General features: G+C 40.2%; 16 protein-coding genes. 10 read left to right on the top strand and 6 right to left on the bottom strand.

Going from position 1 to position 20,981, the window contains the following annotated elements:
- Positions 1-50: 50 nt before the first annotated feature.
- On the top strand, positions 51-773 hold the full coding sequence (locus tag ATE92_RS02200) for a T9SS type A sorting domain-containing protein (RefSeq protein ID WP_100802145.1): 723 nt from the start codon (positions 51-53) through the stop codon (positions 771-773).
- 66 nt (positions 774-839) lie between these two features.
- Here the strand turns inward: ATE92_RS02200 and ATE92_RS02195 are convergent, their stop codons facing one another.
- Both ATE92_RS02195 and ATE92_RS02190 read right to left on the bottom strand, forming a co-directional pair.
- On the bottom strand, positions 840-2,489 hold the full coding sequence (locus tag ATE92_RS02195) for a DUF6029 family protein (RefSeq protein ID WP_100802144.1): 1,650 nt from the start codon (positions 2,487-2,489) through the stop codon (positions 840-842).
- A 28-nt stretch (positions 2,490-2,517) separates the two neighbouring features.
- On the bottom strand, positions 2,518-3,000 hold the full coding sequence (locus ATE92_RS02190) for a TlpA disulfide reductase family protein (protein WP_100802143.1): 483 nt from the start codon (positions 2,998-3,000) through the stop codon (positions 2,518-2,520).
- 146 nt (positions 3,001-3,146) lie between these two features.
- On the opposite strand from ATE92_RS02190, the gene ATE92_RS02185 reads away from it, so the two are divergent.
- On the top strand, positions 3,147-4,445 hold the full coding sequence (locus ATE92_RS02185; RefSeq protein ID WP_100802142.1) for an Omp28-related outer membrane protein: 1,299 nt from the start codon (positions 3,147-3,149) through the stop codon (positions 4,443-4,445).
- A gap of 67 nt (positions 4,446-4,512) precedes the next feature.
- Here the strand turns inward: ATE92_RS02185 and pruA are convergent, their stop codons facing one another.
- The gene (gene pruA, locus ATE92_RS02180) at positions 4,513-6,138 is read right to left on the bottom strand and encodes an L-glutamate gamma-semialdehyde dehydrogenase (protein ID WP_100802141.1); all 1,626 of its coding nucleotides are present in this window, start codon (positions 6,136-6,138) and stop codon (positions 4,513-4,515) included.
- Between the two features lie 223 nt (positions 6,139-6,361).
- On the opposite strand from pruA, the gene ATE92_RS02175 reads away from it, so the two are divergent.
- A complete protein-coding gene (locus tag ATE92_RS02175) occupies positions 6,362-7,066 on the top strand; it encodes an NRDE family protein (RefSeq protein WP_100802140.1) in 705 nt (234 codons plus the stop codon).
- Between the two features lie 9 nt (positions 7,067-7,075).
- On the opposite strand, the gene apaG is transcribed toward ATE92_RS02175, so the two are convergent.
- The 3 genes from apaG to ATE92_RS02160 are packed head-to-tail and all read right to left on the bottom strand — an operon-like array spanning position 7,076 to position 9,883.
- Positions 7,076-7,462 (bottom strand): Co2+/Mg2+ efflux protein ApaG, encoded by a 387-nt coding sequence (apaG, locus tag ATE92_RS02170; RefSeq protein WP_100802139.1) that lies wholly within the window; start codon positions 7,460-7,462, stop codon positions 7,076-7,078.
- A gap of 1 nt (position 7,463) precedes the next feature.
- Positions 7,464-8,600, bottom strand: coding sequence for a DUF3667 domain-containing protein (locus tag ATE92_RS02165; RefSeq protein ID WP_100802138.1), 1,137 nt, complete (start codon positions 8,598-8,600; stop codon positions 7,464-7,466).
- A 29-nt stretch (positions 8,601-8,629) separates the two neighbouring features.
- Complete coding sequence (locus ATE92_RS02160; RefSeq protein WP_100802137.1) at positions 8,630-9,883, bottom strand: DUF5103 domain-containing protein; 1,254 nt, start codon at positions 9,881-9,883, stop codon at positions 8,630-8,632.
- Positions 9,884-10,064: 181 nt separating this feature from the next.
- Here ATE92_RS02160 and ATE92_RS02155 point away from each other — a divergent pair, with 181 nt between their 5' ends.
- The 7 genes from ATE92_RS02155 (at position 10,065) to ATE92_RS02125 (ending at position 20,979) form a co-directional block, all read left to right on the top strand.
- The gene (locus tag ATE92_RS02155; protein ID WP_100802136.1) at positions 10,065-11,417 is read left to right on the top strand and encodes a Na(+)-translocating NADH-quinone reductase subunit A; all 1,353 of its coding nucleotides are present in this window, start codon (positions 10,065-10,067) and stop codon (positions 11,415-11,417) included.
- Positions 11,418-11,421: 4 nt separating this feature from the next.
- Positions 11,422-12,630 (top strand): NADH:ubiquinone reductase (Na(+)-transporting) subunit B, encoded by a 1,209-nt coding sequence (locus ATE92_RS02150; RefSeq protein WP_100802135.1) that lies wholly within the window; start codon positions 11,422-11,424, stop codon positions 12,628-12,630.
- Positions 12,631-12,632: 2 nt separating this feature from the next.
- Positions 12,633-13,382, top strand: a complete 750-nt coding sequence (locus ATE92_RS02145) for a Na(+)-translocating NADH-quinone reductase subunit C (RefSeq protein ID WP_100802134.1) — start codon at positions 12,633-12,635, stop codon at positions 13,380-13,382.
- Positions 13,383-13,385: 3 nt separating this feature from the next.
- Entirely contained in the window at positions 13,386-14,033 is a 648-nt protein-coding gene (locus ATE92_RS02140) for an NADH:ubiquinone reductase (Na(+)-transporting) subunit D (protein WP_100802133.1), read from the top strand.
- Between the two features lie 72 nt (positions 14,034-14,105).
- Complete coding sequence (gene nqrE / locus ATE92_RS02135) at positions 14,106-14,843, top strand: NADH:ubiquinone reductase (Na(+)-transporting) subunit E (RefSeq protein ID WP_100802132.1); 738 nt, start codon at positions 14,106-14,108, stop codon at positions 14,841-14,843.
- Between the two features lies 1 nt (position 14,844).
- Positions 14,845-16,152: an NADH:ubiquinone reductase (Na(+)-transporting) subunit F gene (gene nqrF / locus ATE92_RS02130; protein ID WP_100802131.1), complete on the top strand. Its 1,308-nt coding sequence runs from the start codon at positions 14,845-14,847 to the stop codon at positions 16,150-16,152.
- 177 nt (positions 16,153-16,329) lie between these two features.
- The gene (locus tag ATE92_RS02125; protein ID WP_100802130.1) at positions 16,330-20,979 is read left to right on the top strand and encodes a M36 family metallopeptidase; all 4,650 of its coding nucleotides are present in this window, start codon (positions 16,330-16,332) and stop codon (positions 20,977-20,979) included.
- The last annotated feature ends 2 nt before the right edge of the window (positions 20,980-20,981 follow it).

Raw genomic sequence — 20,981 nt, 5'->3', positions numbered from 1 at the left:
TCAACCAACTTGGTTAAACAAAAATGCTTTATTAATTTAAATTTTATAAAATGAAAAAAAATTTACTAGTGCTATCCCTATTATGTAGTGTGTTTGTAATGAATGCACAATTCACTGTAGAAGATTTGGCGGGAAATCCCATTGTGGAAGGTGATATTGTTGCGTATAATTCATTAGATTTTGAACATGCAGCGTTAGAATTTTTCGTTAACAATACCTCTGCTACCGAAGAGATTAATATGAGAATTGAATTTGTAAGCGCCACCAACGCAGACGGTTCACAAATGGAATTGTGTTTTGGAGAATGCTACACAGGAATTGCGATAGGTACAGTTTACCCTATTGGTTTGGATATGATTATAGCTCCGGGAGGACAAACCGGACCAGGTAACCATATGTATAACGCAGATCCGGGTGATGGATCCAGTCAGTTAGATTATGTGTTTCGTTTCTTTCAAGTAGATGCAGGTGGAAATGAAATTGGAACTCCAATGTCTATGACCTACCGTTATGATCCTCTTTTAGGCGTAAACGATGTTGAACCGTTGCAGGTTGCTATTGTTTCAACGATTGTTGCCAACGAATTGGTTGTTAATGCTCAGGAAGACTTAGATGTTGTTATCTACGATTTACAAGGACGAAAAGTACTCGCTCAAAGTATTAGTGTTGGACAACAGGCTATAAATGTTTCAGGATTAAGATCTCAATTGTATCTGGTTCAGTTTAGCAACAACAAGGGAGTTTCTCAAACTTCGAAAATTGTAGTTAGATAAAAAAGTAAACTCATAAAAAAACCCGATAACTCTTCGTTATCGGGTTTTTTTATACTACTATTTTAGTTAAAATGTAACCACCAAATTGGCACTTACCCCTGTGTTTTCCGGAACAAATCTACATACTCCGCCTACACAAATCAATCCTCCTCTTTGGCGTCCGTAATTGAGTCCGAGACGAGCACTTCCTTTTGAATAGCTTCCTCCTATATTGTAGTAATGGATTTCTCCTTCACCTCCGTAATTCCATGAATCTGCCACATAGAGTCCTAAACGCGAATTAAAATTGTATTCTATCACACCGGCTGCCCAGTTTTTTCTGTCTTGTTTGCTCCATAGGTGCTGTCCTACAACACGTAATGATTTACCTCCATCAAATTGATAGGTGCCTTCTAAAACACCTATTTTGGCCTTTATGTCACCTTGTACTGCCACAGGACCACCCAAAGTCACACCTTTATCTACAATAACATCCTGAAAGGTAACCACCGAGCTGAAAGCGGGAGTCCATCTCTTTTTAATTTCGGCACTCCAGTCCCGATACAATCTGGGTCCTTTGCCTATAAATTTTGCTTCGTACCAACGATTAGGAATATTATATTCGGCATCTAATCCGGCCCAGTACGAAAAATTAAGCGCCAACTTTGTTCCATATTTTCCACCAATGGCAGTTCCTTTTTCAAAACTGTAAAACAAATCGGTTTGGGAACCTACTTCCCCCGATCTTTGATCAAAACTTTCTATAATGAGCCTAGGTTGTGCATTGTACACATAAATATTGGTTAACAGGTAATCCTGTTGCTTGGTCAACGCAGGTACATAATTTATGATCTGTTCGTTGAAAACGTTTCCTTCTGCCAATCGGTCACTATAGAAACTAAAATTTTCTAAGCGTCTGAAGGTGCTGTTTACCCCAATCCCTTTTTTTGCAAATCCAAGATTTACCTGCAACGCAGTTCCATCGTATAATTTATTAGAGACGAGCGCTCCTTCGTTTGCAATTACATCGGGATCCTTGGTAATGGCTTCAACGCCACCGTAGAAATTATCCCAAACAAAGTCCAACCGTCCGCCATAAGCATTTACAGAGCTCGGAATGGCTTCGTTCGTTCCTCGATCCTGGTACCTTCCTACATAACTGGCTCCTAATTTTACGTCTACAGCTTCAATTGCAAGTGCAGAGCTTAAATCGAAGTTTGCATCCACTCCTTGGATTACCCCTTCAGAAACCCCAAATCCATTGCGTTGCTGACCGTAAACTCCGGTAAGTTCAACGTCCTTTGTGGCTTGAAAATTAATTCGAATCCCCTTTAAGGCATTATTAATTCCTAATTGTCTGTCCTCCCATGAGCGTAGAATAAGTCCGCTGCCAAACTGCTCATAAAAATAACCTCCGGTAATATCGAGGGTTTCATTTTTAAAATTTAGGTAATAGGTTCCAATACCGTTTCCATCGTCGTAAATTGGAGAATATCCAAGCAGTGAAGACGGTAAATACGCTTCGTATTGAATCCCGGCTGTGAATTTTCCTAAACTGTAGTTTAAGTGTACATAGTTGTTTGCTCTGAATTGGTCTTCAGGGGCTACAAAATTAATTCCATCGTCGTCTAAGAGCCATTGCGAATTCGATTCCAATCCGCCAAAAAAGTATCCGTTGTCTTGTGAGTAGGTAAGCCCACTATAAAAAATAGTGACGCAAATAATTAAATATTTCATTCAAATAGGTTTGGTTGGTTAACTGGAATTATTTAGAATATTCCTTTATTTTTTGGTATAGTTCAGATTCGGCACCCGCAGTATAGCCGGAATGTCTATAGACAATCTGATTGTCTTTTATCAATAAGGTAAGCGGCACAGTAGCTGCTCCCAATGCGCGTTTTAGATCGTTGTTAGAATCGAGTAAGATAGTATAATCCCATCCTTTTCCATTAATTAACGGCTTTACACGTTTTACGGTACGGCTGTCATCCACTGATACAGCAATTAACTGAACATTGGTTTCATCTTGCCATACGTCATACACTTCACTAATTGCATCTAATTCCTTTAAGCAGGGTACACACCAGGTAGCCCAAAGAGAAACTACAACTACATTGTCTTGGTTGGTCGCATCTTTAATATTAATGGTGCTTCCGTCCATGGTAGTAAGATTAATATTAGGTAAATCGTTCTGTGCAAATGCATTGAGCGTAAGTAAAAAAGAGAGGATTACTACAATTTTATTCATGATATTGGGTTTATTGATTAGGCAATAATAGTTAATTTTCTTTGAAAAGAAAGCGATAAATTTCTATAAGTCAATTTTTTCACTTCTAAATACATATTCTTTTAAAAAACTAGTATTATTGCATATACAATTTAAATGCCAGAATAATGAAAACCTACCATTTTACTAGACTTTCCCTTGTTTTAATTATATTTACTTCTCTTTTTTCTTGTAGTAAATCTGAAGAAAATGTACCCTTGGAAGGAGGGGGGAATTTTGCCAATTTGATCATTTCAAGTGACTCTCCCGATAATGTATTAGTATTGAACGAAACCATTAATTTGATGGTCACAGGTGATGATGGAGTGGAGTATACCAATGAGGCTACTTTTTATGTAAATCAAACTGAAATATCAGGGTCGAGTCATATTTTTGATGCAGAAGGTTCCTATGAAGTTTATGCTTCTTATTTGGGGATAAACAGTAATACTTTAAGTTACGAGGTAATCGATGCCGCCGAACGCACCATTTTTGTTGATAATTCGAAAGCGTTAAGAAATCAAACCATCACCTTTTCTATGGTAGATTCAGATGGGAACGATGTTACGCCTGAAGCAACCTTCTTTGTAAACGAGACCGCTATTTCGGGAAGTACCTTTGTTTCTGCTTCCGAAGGAAATTTTACAGTCTACGCACAATACGAAGTTTCCGGAAATACTCAAAACACAGCTTCAAAGTCGTTTGAAGTATTTATTCCGGTACGCAAAACCGTTTTAGAAGATTATACAGGGACCTGGTGTGGTTATTGCCCAAGTGTTGCTGCTGCTATTGTGGAGGCTCATGCCGCCTCAAGCAATTTGGCCATTGTCGCAATTCATGAAACCGCAAATAGTAGCCCCGATCCTTATCATTTTCCTCAGGTAGATTTGTTACAAGCCGAATTTGGTGTCAACGGACTTCCGGCTGCACGAATTAACAGAACGACTACCTGGAGTAATCCCTATGATGTGAATGATGCAATTGTCACCGCAGGTGAAGCAACCAATTTGGCCATTGCAATCGATTCTCAACTCAACGGAAGTACACTTTCAGTCGATGTAAAAGTGATTTATGAAGCAGGTTCTATTCAAGGTGATAAGTTGGTTTTATACCTTACGGAAGACGGTTTGATTCACGACCAGGTGAATTATTATGACACCGACCCTTCCAGTCCTTTTTTCAATCAGGGGAATCCAATTCCCGATTTTGTGCACAATGAGGTGTTGCGCTTGTCGTTAACCAATATTTTCGGGGATGAGATTACTGCCACCAATGCATTCGATACCTACACCAAGAATTTTAGCATTGCCATTCCTTCCGATTACAATACGGCAAACCTAAACCTAATTGCCATGGTTGTAAGCGCCGATAATACGGCACGGAATGCACAATTTGCCGATGTGAATGAAGACAAAGAATTTGAATAAGATAATTTGAAAGTATAAAAAAACCCAAAGCATTTGCTTTGGGTTTTTTTATGGAATTACCTTAGGTTTATCCTAAAAACGGATACTTATAATCTGTTGGTGTAACAAAGGTTTCCTTTACCATTCTAGGTGAAATCCATCGGTATAGGTTTAATTTGCTTCCGGCCTTGTCGTTGGTTCCGCTGGCGCGAGCTCCTCCAAAAGGTTGTTGTCCAACTACCGCCCCTGTAGGCTTGTCGTTGATGTAAAAGTTTCCGGCAGCATTTTCCAAAATCCGAACCGCTTTTTCCAAAGCATAGCGATCCTCGCTAAATACAGCTCCGGTTAAAGCATATTCTCCTGTTTCATCAACCAGATGTAATGTTTTTTCCCAGTCTTTGTCTTCAAAGACATAAATGGTTACAACGGGACCAAAAAGCTCGGTACACATGGTGGTGTACTTCGGATCTGTAGTAACAATAACCGTTGGCTCAATAAAGTAGCCAACCTTTTTGTTATAACCTCCTCCAATAATAATTTCGGCTTTCTTGTCTTTCTTGGCCTGATCAATATATTTGGCAAGCTTGTTAAAAGACCCCTCATGAATAACTGCAGTGATGAAATTCCCCATATCTTCCGGGGAGCCCATTTTAAAGGTGCCTACATCGGCAATGAGGTTCTTCTTTACCTTTTCCCAAATGCTTTTAGAAATATAACATCTACTGGCTGCACTACACTTCTGCCCCTGGAATTCGAATGCACCACGAGCAATAGCCGTAGCTACTTGTTGCGGATTGGAAGTTTTATGTGCAACGATAAAATCTTTTCCACCTGTTTCCCCAACAATACGAGGATAGGTTTTATACGTATGTATGTTGGTTCCTATTTTTTGCCAGATATCCTTAAATACGTGCGTAGAGCCGGTAAAATGAATCCCACTGAAATCGGGACTCGCCAATACTGTGTCGGTAATCATAACCGGATCACCCATCACCATATTGATAACACCTGCAGGAACCCCTGCTTCTTTAAATACGTCTAGAATTACTTTTGCAGAATACACCTGACTGTCACTTGGCTTCCAAACCACAACATTCCCCATTAATGCAGCACTGGCGGGTAAGTTTCCGGCGATGGCTGTAAAGTTAAAAGGGGTAATTGCATAGATAAATCCTTCCAGAGGGCGATATTCCAATCGGTTCCAGGCACCCGAAGTGGATTCAGGTTGTTCGGCATAGATTTCAGTCATAAACTGAACATTGAATCTCAAAAAGTCGATCAATTCGCAGGCTGCATCAATTTCAGCCTGATAAATATTTTTTGACTGCCCCAACATGGTGGCGGCATTAATACGAGCGCGATACGGACCAGCAAGCAGCTCGGCTGCACGAAGAAAAATAGCAGCACGTTGCTCCCATGGCGTGGTTGCCCATGATTTGCGAGCTTCCAATGCACTCGAAATGGCATCGGTAATGTTTTTCTTTTCGGCCTTGTGATAGGTGCCTAAAATATGTTTGTGATCGTGAGGCGGCGACATGGTAGCCGTCTTGCCTGTTTTTATATTTTTTCCGTTGATGTACAAAGGCACTTCTACGGTACTGTCGTACATTTTTTTATAGGTAGCCGAAACTTCTGTGCGCTCGGGTGATCCGGGCGCATAATCCTTAACGGGTTCATTAATGGCAACGGGTACTTCAAAAAATCCTTTTCCCATGGGTTACTAGGTTTTAGTGTAATTAATATGTAAGAATACCTTTTTGAAAGCTTCGGTATTCGGAGGTTGCAAAGGTACAAATTTAGAAGTACTCTACCCCAAAAACGGCACGACAAAAACAGGAAACCAATTTAAGTTGAAAATTTTTCAGAAACAATTACAGTTATTTTTTATACTGATCTACTCTTTGTAAGTTTCCACTTCGATTAGAGACAATATTTTTATGTGTACCGTAACGTTTTTTCCGAAGTCAACTACGAACTTTATACTCACTTCCAACAGAGATGAATCCCCCGGAAGGAGTACATTGGCGCCGCATATTTATAGCCTGCAGGGTATCGATTTGCTTTTTCCAAAAGATGAGGTTGCCGGAGGCACCTGGATTGGGGCGAGTAGTAGAAAACGAATAGTTTGTTTAATGAACGGGGGGTTTACAGCCCACCAGCGAGAAGCGTCGTATAGAATGAGTAGAGGAATCATTGTCACCAATTTGTTGACTGCTGAAGATGCAGTGTCGAAAATCGAGTCCTTTGATTTTACGGGGATTGAACCTTTTACCATTATTTTGGTGGACTGGGAAAAGGAGCTTCGATTGTATGAATTGGTTTGGGATGGTGAGCAGCACCATTTAGCTGAAAAACCGCTGGCACCGCAAATTTGGTCGTCATCTTTGCTGTATACTGAAGATACTAAGCGCAAAAGAGAGCAATGGTTTTCACAGTTTTTATTCGAAACTGTAAATCCTTCCGAAGCAGAAATCCTTCATTTTCATAAAACAGCCGGTGAAGGAAATATAGCTTCCAACCTGATTATGAACAGAGACTTTGTAAAAACCAAGAGCCTAACTCAAATTGTAAAAAACGATACCATTGCCATGCGGTACGAAGATTTACAAACCAATACCGTTACAACTCAAACTCTTCAATAAAAAAAGCTACTAATTAATAGCGAAAGGGGCACTTAGTTTGAAAGAGGGAATAGCAACTCGAAATTTTCGGGTGGTAGCAAAGTTCACCATGGCGTAATATCCTTTCATCGCGCCAAATGGAGAAAGTAACAGACATCCGCTGCTGTAGGAATGTTTTTCGCCCGATTGCAAAACCGGTTTTTTGCCAATTACACCTTCGCCTTCCACAATTTCTTCATCGTTTAGGGAGTCTTTAATTTTCCAGTGTCTATCGGTAAGTTGAACGGCATCTTTACTCTGATTTTCTATGGTAACGGTATATCCAAACGCATAATGCATTTTATAGTTTTTATAAAATGTGCCTTCAAAAGTGGTTTCTACCGAAACCTTAATGCCTTGTGTTACTTGTTGTACCATTTTAATAGGCTGCGGCAGATATTGCAAAAAACACCAAGGCCGCAAATGTTGAACTTATCCAAAAAACGATGTTTAAAAATACAAATTTTATTATTGTAATCAAACGGTTCTGCTTGTAGAAGTTACGCAAGGCTTTGTAGAAGTAAAATGGCCCTATAAGTGCAAATACAATCCCGCTGAAAACACCGTCATTGAGAAAAGTATCCGGTATAAGGCAGATAAGAAAAGCTAAAAACAAAAAACTAAAAATATGGAAGATAAAAATCATGTGTTCCATATAGGTGTATTTCGATTTCGAATAGATGAGCCAAAAGAAAAATGCAAAAAACGGCGCAAAGAAAAAGAGGAAAAAAGGTGTTTTTCCCATCATATAGTTTAAAAAGCCGAAGGGATCATCAGCTATCCGGTCGAAGGCACTATTTTTATTGTAAACCCACCTGTTAAAAGAGGTATTTCTATGTTTTAAACTGTCAAGGGCGACATCTGCATTTTTGATGTCATGCAATTTATAAAAATCACGATACATAGAAAACCGTTCTACGAGTCGGTTGCTCCAGTCCAAAGTGTCTAAATCTGTTTCTGAAATATATTCGAACACTTTTTCTGTCTTCTTTGGCGTTTCGGCAATGGTATCACTGTTTATTTTAAAGGTATTTCCCGAAATTACCAATGTGTCTAAGGAGCCATTTCCGTTGGGAAATGTCAAATTCTTATTTTGAAGAGAGTCCAAAGAAACAGGATTGCCATTATTATTTAAATTTAAAAAAGGGCTTTTCCCCGATGAAAAAGTGGTTATCAATCCTTGTAGTAAAAAGTAAATTATAGAAACACTCAAAAAAAACCGAAAGGGATTGGCATATTTAAGACGCTTACCGCCTACATAGTTGAAAGTGATTGTTCCGGGTTTAAAGAGTAAATCCTTTACCGTATAACGCAGACGGGAGTCATAGACTAAAATACTCCCCACAAATTCACTGATAAAATCTCGTACCGAAAGCTGTTTGCTGGTATTTAGCTGAGAACAATACGAACAATACCGATCGCTTAAATCCAGTGACTGACCACAATTAAGACATTCGGTTTGTCTGTATTTAAAGGCTTTACGACTGTTGCTTTTTACGGGTTTGTTAGTTTCCATCCTCCCGTAAAGATACTATGTTTTTCAGATTAATTATTGGTAATTTCTTTTGAAGTACCCACCCCAATTCCAATAATCCTGTCGTAGCGCCCGCCTAAATCCCGATAATATACCAACACGGTATATTCATTCTCTGTTTGCCAATAATTACCATCGATTGCTCCTTCATCTATAGAACCATCGCGGTCTACCAGCACATATTTATAATCGTAATATCCTTGTTTAAAAAGTCTGGAATTTCTATAGGTATCACTGGATGAGTCGTATTCCATATAGGTAGTCCCGTCGATGGTCCAATTATTGAAATTGCCGTAAATATGAATTTCCTTATTGCCGATGTCTTCAAAATACTGCAGATTAAAATGCAAACGAACGTATTCGGCTTCGATATTTGGGTTTTGGGCATCGATATTGCGAATCACAAAGTTTCCGTTAATATCGGGATTATAGGTGTAAGGCCTGTCTCTTCTGGATGAGTTGGTATATAAAAAATTTTCATACACATCAGCCAGCTCCACTCTTCTAATTCCGTAGGTGGCTGAGCGCACATCTTTATTATCGAAACTTAAAAACTCGTTTCCACCCCAAAATGCAGCTTCTTTGTCGTAGCGGTAAATTAACTCACTGCCAATGGTATATTGGGGCTTTAAATTTGTGATGGCCGTTTTCAGGTTGCTGTTTTGTAATATCAAAGTTTTAACCGTCTGTTTCGGATTGATTAGCAATAACGTAGGCGAGTTAATCTTAAACTGGACTACTTGCCTTTCTTCGATATAATTAAGATCCCGGGAGCGTTTTATTTCAACATCTACTCCAACAACTTTTTCTAATACCATAAATTTTCTTGAGAAGACCACCTCATTGTCATCGTTGTAAATGCTCAACAGGTAATTACCGCTTTTGGTAAGTCCACGGGTTTCCCTGTTCGGGATACTTAACGTATAGTGTGAAAAAATTTGAAGGGTGTTTAATGAATTTTCATAGGATTCAATGCGAACTTCATCAAATCCGTTTAAGTATTCGCCTTTTGAAAGATCGCTGGGCGTCCAATCAAAATTATAATGTGTAATAGTATAATAATAGTCTTCTTCGTTCCCGTTCAAGGCATCAAAAGAGAGTTGTAATCGCTCTCCTAAGTTAATTATGGGCAACTGACTTTGAGACGTAGTCCCGCTAAACTGAATGGTACTTATGTATTCTGGGGCAACACGTTCCTGTACCTGTCCCTGGACAAAGAGTACGCAGCCAAGAAGTAGTACAAAAGCAATTAAATTTTTAAACATACAGATAATTTTGTGGAGTTAAAGATAAACAATTTTTATGCCCAACTTTTATATGAAATGAACCACGCGGGATTTAACTGAAAATTATATCCAATTATTATGTGGTGCTACATTAAATTTATAAATTTGCACTCCCGAAATCTGTTCGGAAATAAAAAGAAATTTTTAATACAATCATCCTATGTCCAAAGACATTAAGATTAAAAAAGGTCTTACAATTAGGTTGAAGGGAGAAGCAGACAAAACGCTGTCCAATGCACCGCGATCAAGAACCTTCTCAATTAGACCTTCTAACTTCCATTTAATCACTCCCAAAATGGTAGTGAAAGAAGGAGCCAAATTACAAGCCGGAGATGTGGTGTTCTATTCAAAAGCCAACGAAGCAATTAAATTTGTTTCGCCTGTTAGCGGAACACTTACTAAAATTGAAAGAGGAGCCAAGCGTGTCATTACCGAAATTATTATTGAGGGCGATCAGCAGGATACTTTTAAAGATTTTGGCGTTGTAAATCCCGGCAGCATGCAACGAGAAGAGGTAAAAGCACATCTTTTGGCAAGTGGATGCTGGTCTTTTATAAAACAACGTCCTTACGATGTTATCGCCAATCCCGAAATGCTTCCCAAAGCAATTTTTATTTCGGCATATACTACAGCGCCTTTGGCAGCAGATTGTGATTTCGCTTTGCGCGGAAAAGAAAAGCAATTACAGGCGGCGGTTACGGCATTGAGCAAGTTAACCGATGGTGCTGTACATGTTTCGGTAGGAAACAATGGGGTTTCGCCTTTTGAAGGTCTGGCGGATATTACCATCCATAAAGTTTCCGGACCACACCCGGCAGGAAATGTAGGGGTGCAAATCGCCAAAATTAATCCTGTGAACAAAGGAGAATCTGTTTGGACGGTTGCAGCTCAGGACTTGGTAATAATAGGAGAGCTGTTGTTAACCGGAAAGTTTAAAGCCGATCGTGTAATTGCTTTGGCGGGTGCTTCGGTAAAAACACCAAAATACTATACCACCAAAATTGGATCTGAAGTTGCGACGTTTATCTATGATTCGGGTCTTTCCGAAGAAAACGTACGGGTAATAAGCGGCGATGTTTTAACAGGTTCTAAAATTTCGGTAAAAGGATATTTGGGCTATTACGCATCTACGGTTACCGTAATTCCCGAAGGGGACGATTACGATTTTATGGGATGGAATAAACCTGTTTTTAATAAAATATCTACTTCAAGAGCCATGACTTTTTCTTGGATGCTTCCGAAGAAAAAATACAATTTGGATACCAATACCAACGGAGAACACCGTGCTTTTGTAGTAACAGGAAATTATGAAGAAGTTTTCCCAATGGATATTTACCCACTGCAAATTCTAAAAGCCTGTATGGTTGAAGATTTAGACGCAATGGAAGCCCTTGGGATGTACGAAGTTGCCCCCGAAGATTTTGCACTTACCGAATTTATATGTGTGTCTAAACAACCACATCAGGAGATTATTCGAAAAGGTCTCGATTTAATGTATAAAGAAATAGGATAACGCTATGGGATTGAAACAAAAATTACATACGCTAAAAGAAAAATACAAAGGGACCAAGATGGCTCCGGCCTTTAATGCCTTGCACACCTTTTTATATCTGCCTAATGAAACCACCCATTCGGGAGGACACGTACGAGCGGCGGACGATTTAAAGCGTACCATGAATACGGTAATCATGGCACTTATTCCTTGTCTTATTTTCGGAATATTTAACGCAGGTTATCAGCACAACTTGCAGGTAATGCCCGAAATCACCAGAGCCATGGGCTTTTTTAGCGGGGAGTTCTGGAATATGGACAACTTTAGCATTGGCGCCTGGAAAGTACTTCCCATCGTACTTATTTCTTACGGAGTTGGTCTTGGGGTAGAATTTTTATTCGCAGTAATTAAAGGCCACGAGGTGGAAGAAGGATATTTGGTAACCGGTATGCTGGTTCCTTTAATTGTTCCTATAGACATCCCACTTTGGATGCTAACCATTGCTGTTATTTTTGGAGTAGTGATAGGAAAAGAAGTGTTTGGTGGTACCGGGATGAACATACTAAACCCCGCCTTGACGATTCGGGCTTTCTTATTCTTCGCTTATCCTACCTGGATGAGTGGTGACAAAGTTTGGGTTCACGGTGCAGTAGATACCGTGGGTCAACCCGATGCTATTACAGGTGAAACTATATTGGGAAGTCTGGCTCAAAGTCAGCCCGCCGGATACGATGTAATGGATATGTTTTTAGGGTTTATTCCCGGATCTATTGGGGAAACATCGACACTTTTAATACTGTTAGGAGGACTGTTCTTAATTTTTACAAAAATTGGAAGTTGGAGAATCATGCTATCTGCTGTCTTGGGAGCTCTGGCCATGGGACTTATCTTTAACGGTGTTACCGATGCAGGATGGATTACCGACACTAGTAAATTCTTTGCATTGATGGATGTCGACTTCTGGCAACATTTAATAATTGGAGGATTGGCCTTCGGTATAGTTTATATGGCTACCGATCCGGTTACGGCTTCACAAACCAATAAGGGAAAATGGATTTACGGTTTCCTTATAGGGTTTATTTCCGTTTTAATTAGAGTCTTTAACCCGGCCTACCCCGAAGGAGTAATGTTGGCGATATTACTAATGAATGTCTTTGCGCCAACCATAGATCATTATGTGTTGCAAGGAAACATTAAGAAAAGAATGAAACGTCTAAAAGTTAAAAAAGCGTAAGCATGGCAATTAACACAGATAAAAATAGTTACACCATCCTTTTTGCCATCATTATGGTGCTGGTTGTTGGGACGCTTCTGGCAGGATTTGCCAGCGGTCTAAAACCTTTGGTAAAGGCGAATGAGCGTTACGAAAAGCAGCAAAACATTTTGTACGCGATGGGGGTGAACAATAATGAAGGTCCCAACGATGTTGAATTTATTCCAACAAATATTGTTGAAGCCGAATTTGACAAGTATATCACCAAACAAATCGTGATAGAAGGAGACAAGGTTACCGAAGATAATCAAGCCTTTCTAATCGATCTTAAAAAGGAAGAGTCGAAGGCAAAAGATAAGAGTTATACCAGACGCTTACCCCTGTTTATTGGACAAAAGGACGGGAAAGACGTATATGTGATTCCGGTGCGAGGTAAAGGACTATGGGATGCTATCTGGGGCTTTGTGGCTGTCGATAAATCAATGACTGTTCAAGGAGTGTATTTTGATCATAAAGGTGAAACTCCCGGTCTAGGGGCAGAAATTAAGCAACGTTATTTTATGGACGATTTCACAGGCGAAAAGTTCTTAAACGGTGAAGCTTTCGAAGGAATTAAAGTAGCGAAAGGAAATAACGATCCGAAAAACACCGATACTTCAGACAATGAAGTGGATGCTCTTGCGGGAGCCACGATTACCGGAGATGGTGTTTCAGCTATGCTGAAAAAAGATATTAGAATGTACGTGCCTTACTTTAAAAAATTAAACCAATAAGCGATGGGACTATTATCAAAGAAAGACAGTAAATTAATATTAGACCCGTTAGCCGATAACAATCCTATTACTATTCAGGTTTTGGGAATCTGTTCGGCCTTAGCAATTACAGCGCAATTGAAGCCTTCCATTGTTATGGCAGTATCGGTAGTTTTTGTACTCGGTATTGGTAACGTGGTTATTTCCTTGATGCGAAATATCATTCCGTCAAAAATTAGAATTATAGTGCAATTAATCGTAGTTGCAACATTGGTAATTATAGTAGATCAGGTACTGAAAGCATTTGCCTACGAATTGAGTAAGGAACTATCGGTATTTATCGGTTTAATTATTACCAACTGTATCATCATGGGACGTTTTGAAGCATTTGCCTTGGGTAACGGCCCCTGGAGATCTTTTCTCGACGGAATTGGGAACGCTGCCGGTTACGGAGTAATCCTTATTATAGTAGGATTCTTTAGAGAATTGTTAGGATCGGGAACCCTATTCGGATTTAAAGTATTGGGTGATCCTGTTGAAAAATCGGGGCTATATGCCATTGGTTACGAAAACAACGGATTTATGGTATTACCTCCTATGGCATTGATCGTTGTGGGATTGATTATCTGGGTACAACGCAGTAAGAATAAAGCACTAATCGAAGAACATTAAAAACAGGTCTAAGGTAAAAGGTGTTGGGTAAATGATAAAACTCAAAACCCCGAACCCATAACCAAAAAATATATGGAACACATAGAATTATTTTTTAAGTCGGTTTTTGTAGACAACATGGTATTTGCCTATTTCTTAGGGATGTGCTCGTATCTGGCTGTTTCCAAAAAAGTGAGCACCGCTGTAGGTCTTGGAGCAGCCGTAATCTTTGTATTAACGGTCACCGTGCCTCTTAACTGGTTGTTGGATCAATACATTCTACGTGAAGGTGCCTTGGTATGGTTAGGTGAAGGATACGCAGATTACGATCTAAGTTTCCTTTCGTTTATTCTCTTCATTGCAACCATCGCAACCATGGTGCAATTGGTAGAGATAATTGTTGAAAAATTTTCACCTTCCTTATACAATTCATTGGGTATATTTTTACCATTAATCGCGGTGAACTGTGCAATTTTAGGAGGGTCTCTTTTTATGCAGTCTCGTGATATTGAAAGTTTAACCTTGGCACTTAACTACGGATTTAGCTCCGGAATTGGTTGGTTCCTCGCCATTGTAGCTATTGCGGCTATTCGTGAAAAGATTAGATATAGCAATGTACCGGCTCCGTTACGCGGATTGGGAATTACATTTATTATCACAGGATTGATGGCCATTGGTTTTATGAGTTTTGGTGGTATGTTGACAGGAGGAGACGAACCGGTGGAAGCTTCAGAAATTCAAGCAGCACAGGTAGAAACCGATTCAGAAAATACAAAAGAAAATATAGCATCGAACGAAACTGTTGAGGTTTCAGAAATAACACAACAATAATATGTTTTTAGCAGCAAGCACCCTCGGAGTCGTAATTGCAACGGTAGTGGCGTTTTTGGTTTTAACCCTGCTTTTAGTGGCGTTATTACTATTTACAAAACAAAAATTATCACCTTCAGGTCCGGTAAAGATTACTATCAACGACGAAAAAGTTATCGAAGTTGCCTCGGGAGGGACCTTACTTTCTACCCTGGGAAGTCAGAAAATATTTTTACCATCAGCCTGTGGGGGTGGTGGAACCTGTATTCAATGCGAATGTCATGTCTTAGAAGGTGGAGGGGAAGCCTTACCTACCGAAACGCCTCATTTTACCCGAAAGGAATTAAAAGAAGGAGCACGTCTATCCTGTCAGGTAAAAGTAAAACAGGATATGAATATTCATATTCCTGAAGAAGTCTTCGGAATTAAAAAATGGGAAGCTACCGTAGTGAGAAATTACAATGTGGCATCGTTTATCAAAGAATTTGTAGTGGAGATTCCTGAAGATATGAACTACAAGGCCGGTGGATATATTCAAATTGAAATTCCGCCGTGTGAAGTTAAATTCTCCGACATGGACATTACGGCGCATCCCGAAGAACATGAAACGCCGGATAAATTCCAGGCAGAGTGGGATAAATTCGGATTGTGGCCATTGGTTATGAAAAATAACGAAACGGTAGAAAGAGCGTACTCCATGGCTTCATATCCTGCCGAAGGACGTGAAATTATGCTGAATGTACGTGTGGCAACTCCGCCGTGGGATCGTGCTAAAAATCAGTGGATGAGCGTAAACCCCGGGATTGCTTCTTCGTATATTTTCAATGCGAAAAAGGGCGACAAAGTTACTATTTCCGGGCCTTATGGGGAGTTCTTTATAAATCCTTCCGAATCGGAAATGCTATATGTGGGTGGAGGAGCAGGAATGGCACCTATGCGTTCACATTTGTATCATTTGTTCAGAACCCTTCAAACCGGAAGAAAAGTAACCTATTGGTACGGTGGACGTTCCAAGCGCGAATTGTTTTATATAGATCACTTCAGAAATCTGGAAAAGGATTTCCCAAATTTTAAGTTCTATATGGCACTTTCTGAGCCCTTACCCGAAGATAACTGGAAAGTAAAAAAAGACATCAATGCCGAAGGAGATGGGTTTGTAGGATTTATACATCAGGTAGTAATAGACAATTATTTAAATCACCACGAATCTCCGGAAGACATCGAATTGTACTTCTGTGGACCTCCTTTAATGAATCAGGCCGTGCAGAAAATGGGTGAAGATTTTGGCATTCCCGATGAGAATATCCGCTTCGATGATTTCGGAGGATAATTAAATCTAACTCAAAGATTTTAAGCCGTTTCAATTCATGAAACGGCTTTTTTATAGGCAAAAGTTAAAATAATCTGCATTTTGTCGATAAAAATTGTGTAATATCTCTAAAACCCTACTTTTGATATAGATACACATACCACAAGTGCTTGAATTATCCCCAATAATAGCATACTTATGAAAAAAATTACACTCCCCCTTCTGTCATTGTTCTTTTTTCTTTGTGCCACAGTTCAACTTTCGGCTCAGATAAAAGAAACAAAATCTGCCACCACCCCTACCATCAATTTAGAAAAATTGGTTAAGCATCCAGGCAACGATTACGTTGTTACTGCAGAGCATACCAGTACTATTAGTGGCATTCATCATATGTATTTAAGACAGGCTATTAACGGACTTGAAGTTTTTGGCACAGAATCTAGTCTTCATAGAGCTGCCAATGGTAAATTAATCGCGTCGCATAACAATTTTGTGGGCGATATTCAGAGTACTTTAGTGTCGGCTACCGCTAATCTTTCAGCCGAACAGGCTATTGCATCTGTCGCTCAACAAATGGGGTATACTCTCTCAAATATAGAGCGATTAAAAAACTATGGTGGAATAAATCAAAAGTCTGAATTTAATACTGCAGGAATTTCAGCAACAAATATTCCGGTAAAACTCATGTATTATTATCGTGAAGGAATAGGAACCACGCTGGTTTGGGAGATTTCAGTGGAAGAGATAGCTTCGGCAGATTGGTGGAATTTCAGAGTAGACGCTTCCACAGGTACTATCATTGACAAGGATAACTTAACAATTTCTTGTATTTCAGAAGAATTCCATAGTAAACATGCTCATAATTCAGCAACAAAGAACACCACTAACATAGTAAACGAATCTCCGGTATATTTTTCAGTAGCAGATGAGCCTTCATCGGTTATTATTGGAAGCTACAATGTCATTGCAATGCCATTGGAATCTCCAAATCACGGTTCCAGAACCATGGTTGCGAACCCTGATAATGCAATTGCGTCGCCTTATGGTTGGCATGATACCAATGGAGTATCGGGAGCAGAATCGCAATACACCATAGGAAATAATGTAGACGCCTACGACGATACCTCAAGTACTATAAGTGGACAAGGTTCAGGAGTAAATTCGGAACGTGCTTTTGGTGGACCAACGCTAAACTTCAACTATCCTTTTAATCCCGACGTTACTGTTGGTGATGGAAGTATTGATGCGGCTGTAACCAATCTGTTTTATTGGAATAATATTATTCATGATGTTACCTATCAATACGGTTTTAATCCGGCTTCCGGGAATTTTCAATTAAATACCTATGGAAATGGAGGAATTGGAAACGATTCAGTAAGAGGTGAAGCTCAGGACGGGTCAGGTACGTGTAATGCAAACTTTGCCACTCCTACAGATGGTAACAGACCACGAATGCAAATGTATGTATGTAATTCCAGAGACGGAGATTTTGATAACGGAGTGGTTGTTCATGAATACGGTCATGGAATTTCAACCCGTTTAACAGGAGGTGCAGGAACGTCTTCTTGTTTAAATAACCAGGAACAAATGGGTGAAGGATGGAGCGATTTCTATGGTTTAATGCTTACTATGGAACCGGGAGATCAAGGAACTGATGTAAGAGGAATTGGAACCTGGTTGGTAGGCGAGGGTGCCGGAGGTCCCGGAATTAGAACCTACCCTTATAGTACCAATTTTGGTGCTAATCCGCTTACCTATGCCGATATTAATGCGGAAGCAATTCCGCACGGAACAGGATCGGTATGGGCGACAATGCTTTGGGAAATGACATGGGAATTAATTGGCGAACATGGTTACAGCCCCGATTTATATACGTTTACGGGAAATGTAAATACGGACGCCGGAAATATTATGGCGTTGGCCCTGGTGACCGAAGGCTTAAAATTACAACCCTGTAGTCCGGGTTTTATAGACGGTAGGAATGCAATTTTACAAGCAGATACGAATATTTACGGTGGCGCCAATCACTGTGCCATTTGGAGAGCATTTGCAAGACGCGGACTCGGTAGCAGTGCAAGTCAGGGTAGTACAAACAACGTAGACGATGGAGCACAAGCTTTCGACTTACCTTCCAATATTGCTGGTTTCGAAAATTCTATCGATAGTGCCTGTTTAAACGGCGGAGTTTTAACCGGACTTACAGGTGGATTCCCCGCAGGAGGCACATATGCAGGCCCCGGTGTTTCTAATACCGGTGGAAATACCTATAGTTTTAATCCGCTAACAGCGGGAATAGGAAGTCATAATATCACGTATACAGTGAACGATTTTTGCAATTCGAATTCAAGTACTGTATTTACTGAAGTTATAAATGTACAAGATGATACTTTGGCATTAATCTGCCCTGCCGATATCATAGCAGAATCAGACTCCAGTTCTGTCTGTAGCGCACAAGTGGTATATGCTTATCCAAATCCTTCAGGAGATCTCTGTAACAGAACTCCCACCGATGTGAGTCAGAATACAAATCCTACCATCAACTCAGGATTGGATTGTACCGATACTGCCTCGGGGCATTTGCGAAGATTTAATCTTTCAACTTTAGGCGTTACCCGTGATTATACCATTGACGGTATCGATGTAGGAATTAATAATAATGCGGCCGGAATTGCTAACATTACTGTTAATATTTATATAAATAGTCAGTTAAACGGAACACCCATCACTTCTTTGGCAGTTCCTTTATCTGTAGGGATTACACCTTACGCATCGGTATCTTCTATTGTGCCGGCTGGATCCGGATTTACCCATACTGTACCAATGAATGTATTTTTACCTGCGGGGACCATTTTTATAGTGGAAGTATTATCACCCTCTTCAAGAAACAATTTAATAGCTTATAACAGTGCAGGTTCAGGCAACCCGGCTAATGAAACAGCCGTAGGGTATCTCAATTGTGTGGGCGGCAACTATATTGCGCCTAGTGCTGCAGGATATGGATATCTAGCGGTCTTAATTGAAGTATCAGGGCAGGAAAGTAACGAGTATACAACTACACAAACAGCAGGTCTGGCGACCGGGTCTGTATTTAGTGCAGGGACAACTACCAATACTTTTATGACTTCAAGAATGAGTGGCGGTAGCAGTAGTTGTTCGTTCGACGTTACGGTAATTGGCAAAACAACCATTTATTCGGGTGGTGTTTGGAGTCCGGTTTCTCCGGGAGCCGGTTCTAATGCAAGATTCAGTCAAAATTATAATACCTCAAGTGGAGATATTACGGCTTGCTCGTGTGAAATTGACGGCGGAAGAACAGTAACGGTTGCTGCAGGCGATTTTCTGGATATTTACGGAACTATTACCGTGAATGGCAACCTCGTTGTTGAACATACCGGAAGTGTTCGTCAAACCGACGGATTAGCACCGGTAAATAACAATAGCAATGGCATTGATGTTGAACTCACCACACCGGTATTACAAACCCGCGATTTTATGGTAATGGGGAGCCCAATGACCGCCGAAACACGCAATGGCGTCTTTACTAATGCATTTTTGGTACTCAATCACACTCCCGGTAATTTTATTCCCCACCCGGCGGTACCTGCCGGTGGCACCAATTTTGCCGATGACGATGGCAACTTCTGGAATGCCTATGGTGGTGGAATAAATGTAGGGGAAGGATATATTGTACGACCTCAATCGGGGTATACAGACCCGGCAAATACAACCTACGATATGACCTATTCCCTGGGAACACTGAATAACGGAGATGTGGTTCGTCCGGTAATTTTTAATGGATTGGGAACAAACCCCGACGGGACACCCAACGTGTTTTCGAATCCGTATCCTTCAGCGATTTCCGCTTCACAATTTATTTCAGCAAATCCGTTGGTAACCAGAGTCTATTTCTGGGAGCATTTAACGCCGCCATTACCATCAACTCCGGGTGCAGGAAGCATCAACTTTAGTATGGATGATATTTCGATGTACATCGACGGAGGCGCCTTACCTGCAGCCAGTGACCCGGGAACAAGTACAACACCTAATGGTGTAATTTCCACCGGTCAGGGCTTCGGAATTAAAGCTTTTGGTGCGGGAAATGTCACTTTTACAAACAGTATGCGTCTCACTACAGGAAATACAACCCTTAGAACTCCTTTAGAAATTGAAAGTATTTTACTGAAAGTGAGAAACGAGCAATACAATATTGGTAGTCATGCGCTGGTAGCTTTCAATCCATTAGCAACACCTAATCTGGATCCTAACTACGATGCAGACAGGTTGGCAACAACAATTTCACTGTATTCGCATTTGGAAGATGGTTCAGAGCAATTGGGGATTCAGAGTAGGGAAGTTTTTGACAGTAGTATAAAAGTATCTATGGGCTTTGCGAGTCAGGTGGATGCAGATACAGCGTTTACCATTTCAATCGCCAATTTGGAAGGAGCGGCTATAAGTAATGCCACGGTATATTTGATAGACAATCAGGAAAATAGCATACATAATTTAAGCGACGGTAATTATGAGTTCAGAAGTGCTAAGGGAACATTTAACCAACGCTTTACGCTGCTATTCGAGTGGGAAGAGATTTTAGGAAATCAGGATGCGTTGTTGGATAATATTGCTTTGTATCCCAATCCTACAACCAATATTTTACACATATTTTCACCTCAAATGCAGGTTGAAAGTGTTGTGGTGTACGATGTGCAGGGAAGAAAGGTACAAGAGAAGTCCTTTACTTCTCAAGGGCAATATCAAATAGATATGTCTATTCTCGATTCGGCCTTGTATTTTGTGAAGGTGAAGACAGAAAACGGTTCTGTTACCAAACGAATCATCAAAGAATAAAT

Origin of the sequence: Ulvibacter sp. MAR_2010_11 (assembly GCF_002813135.1) — a bacterium.
GTDB lineage: Bacteria > Bacteroidota > Bacteroidia > Flavobacteriales > Flavobacteriaceae > Altibacter.
Note: the sequence above shows the minus strand (reverse complement) of the source record. Positions and strands in the feature narration are given on the sequence as shown.

Excerpts from the sequence above, each read along its gene's own strand:
- ATE92_RS02200 (WP_100802145.1), top strand. The coding sequence starts at position 51 with ATGAAAAAAAATTTACTAGTGCTATCCCTATTATGTAGTGTGTTTGTA.
- ATE92_RS02195 (WP_100802144.1), bottom strand. The coding sequence starts at position 2,489 with ATGAAATATTTAATTATTTGCGTCACTATTTTTTATAGTGGGCTTACC.
- ATE92_RS02190 (WP_100802143.1), bottom strand. The coding sequence starts at position 3,000 with ATGAATAAAATTGTAGTAATCCTCTCTTTTTTACTTACGCTCAATGCA.
- ATE92_RS02185 (WP_100802142.1), top strand. The coding sequence starts at position 3,147 with ATGAAAACCTACCATTTTACTAGACTTTCCCTTGTTTTAATTATATTT.
- pruA (WP_100802141.1), bottom strand. The coding sequence starts at position 6,138 with ATGGGAAAAGGATTTTTTGAAGTACCCGTTGCCATTAATGAACCCGTT.
- ATE92_RS02175 (WP_100802140.1), top strand. The coding sequence starts at position 6,362 with ATGTGTACCGTAACGTTTTTTCCGAAGTCAACTACGAACTTTATACTC.
- apaG (WP_100802139.1), bottom strand. The coding sequence starts at position 7,462 with ATGGTACAACAAGTAACACAAGGCATTAAGGTTTCGGTAGAAACCACT.
- ATE92_RS02165 (WP_100802138.1), bottom strand. The coding sequence starts at position 8,600 with ATGGAAACTAACAAACCCGTAAAAAGCAACAGTCGTAAAGCCTTTAAA.
- ATE92_RS02160 (WP_100802137.1), bottom strand. The coding sequence starts at position 9,883 with ATGTTTAAAAATTTAATTGCTTTTGTACTACTTCTTGGCTGCGTACTC.
- ATE92_RS02155 (WP_100802136.1), top strand. The coding sequence starts at position 10,065 with ATGTCCAAAGACATTAAGATTAAAAAAGGTCTTACAATTAGGTTGAAG.
- ATE92_RS02150 (WP_100802135.1), top strand. The coding sequence starts at position 11,422 with ATGGGATTGAAACAAAAATTACATACGCTAAAAGAAAAATACAAAGGG.
- ATE92_RS02145 (WP_100802134.1), top strand. The coding sequence starts at position 12,633 with ATGGCAATTAACACAGATAAAAATAGTTACACCATCCTTTTTGCCATC.
- ATE92_RS02140 (WP_100802133.1), top strand. The coding sequence starts at position 13,386 with ATGGGACTATTATCAAAGAAAGACAGTAAATTAATATTAGACCCGTTA.
- nqrE (WP_100802132.1), top strand. The coding sequence starts at position 14,106 with ATGGAACACATAGAATTATTTTTTAAGTCGGTTTTTGTAGACAACATG.
- nqrF (WP_100802131.1), top strand. The coding sequence starts at position 14,845 with ATGTTTTTAGCAGCAAGCACCCTCGGAGTCGTAATTGCAACGGTAGTG.
- ATE92_RS02125 (WP_100802130.1), top strand. The coding sequence starts at position 16,330 with ATGAAAAAAATTACACTCCCCCTTCTGTCATTGTTCTTTTTTCTTTGT.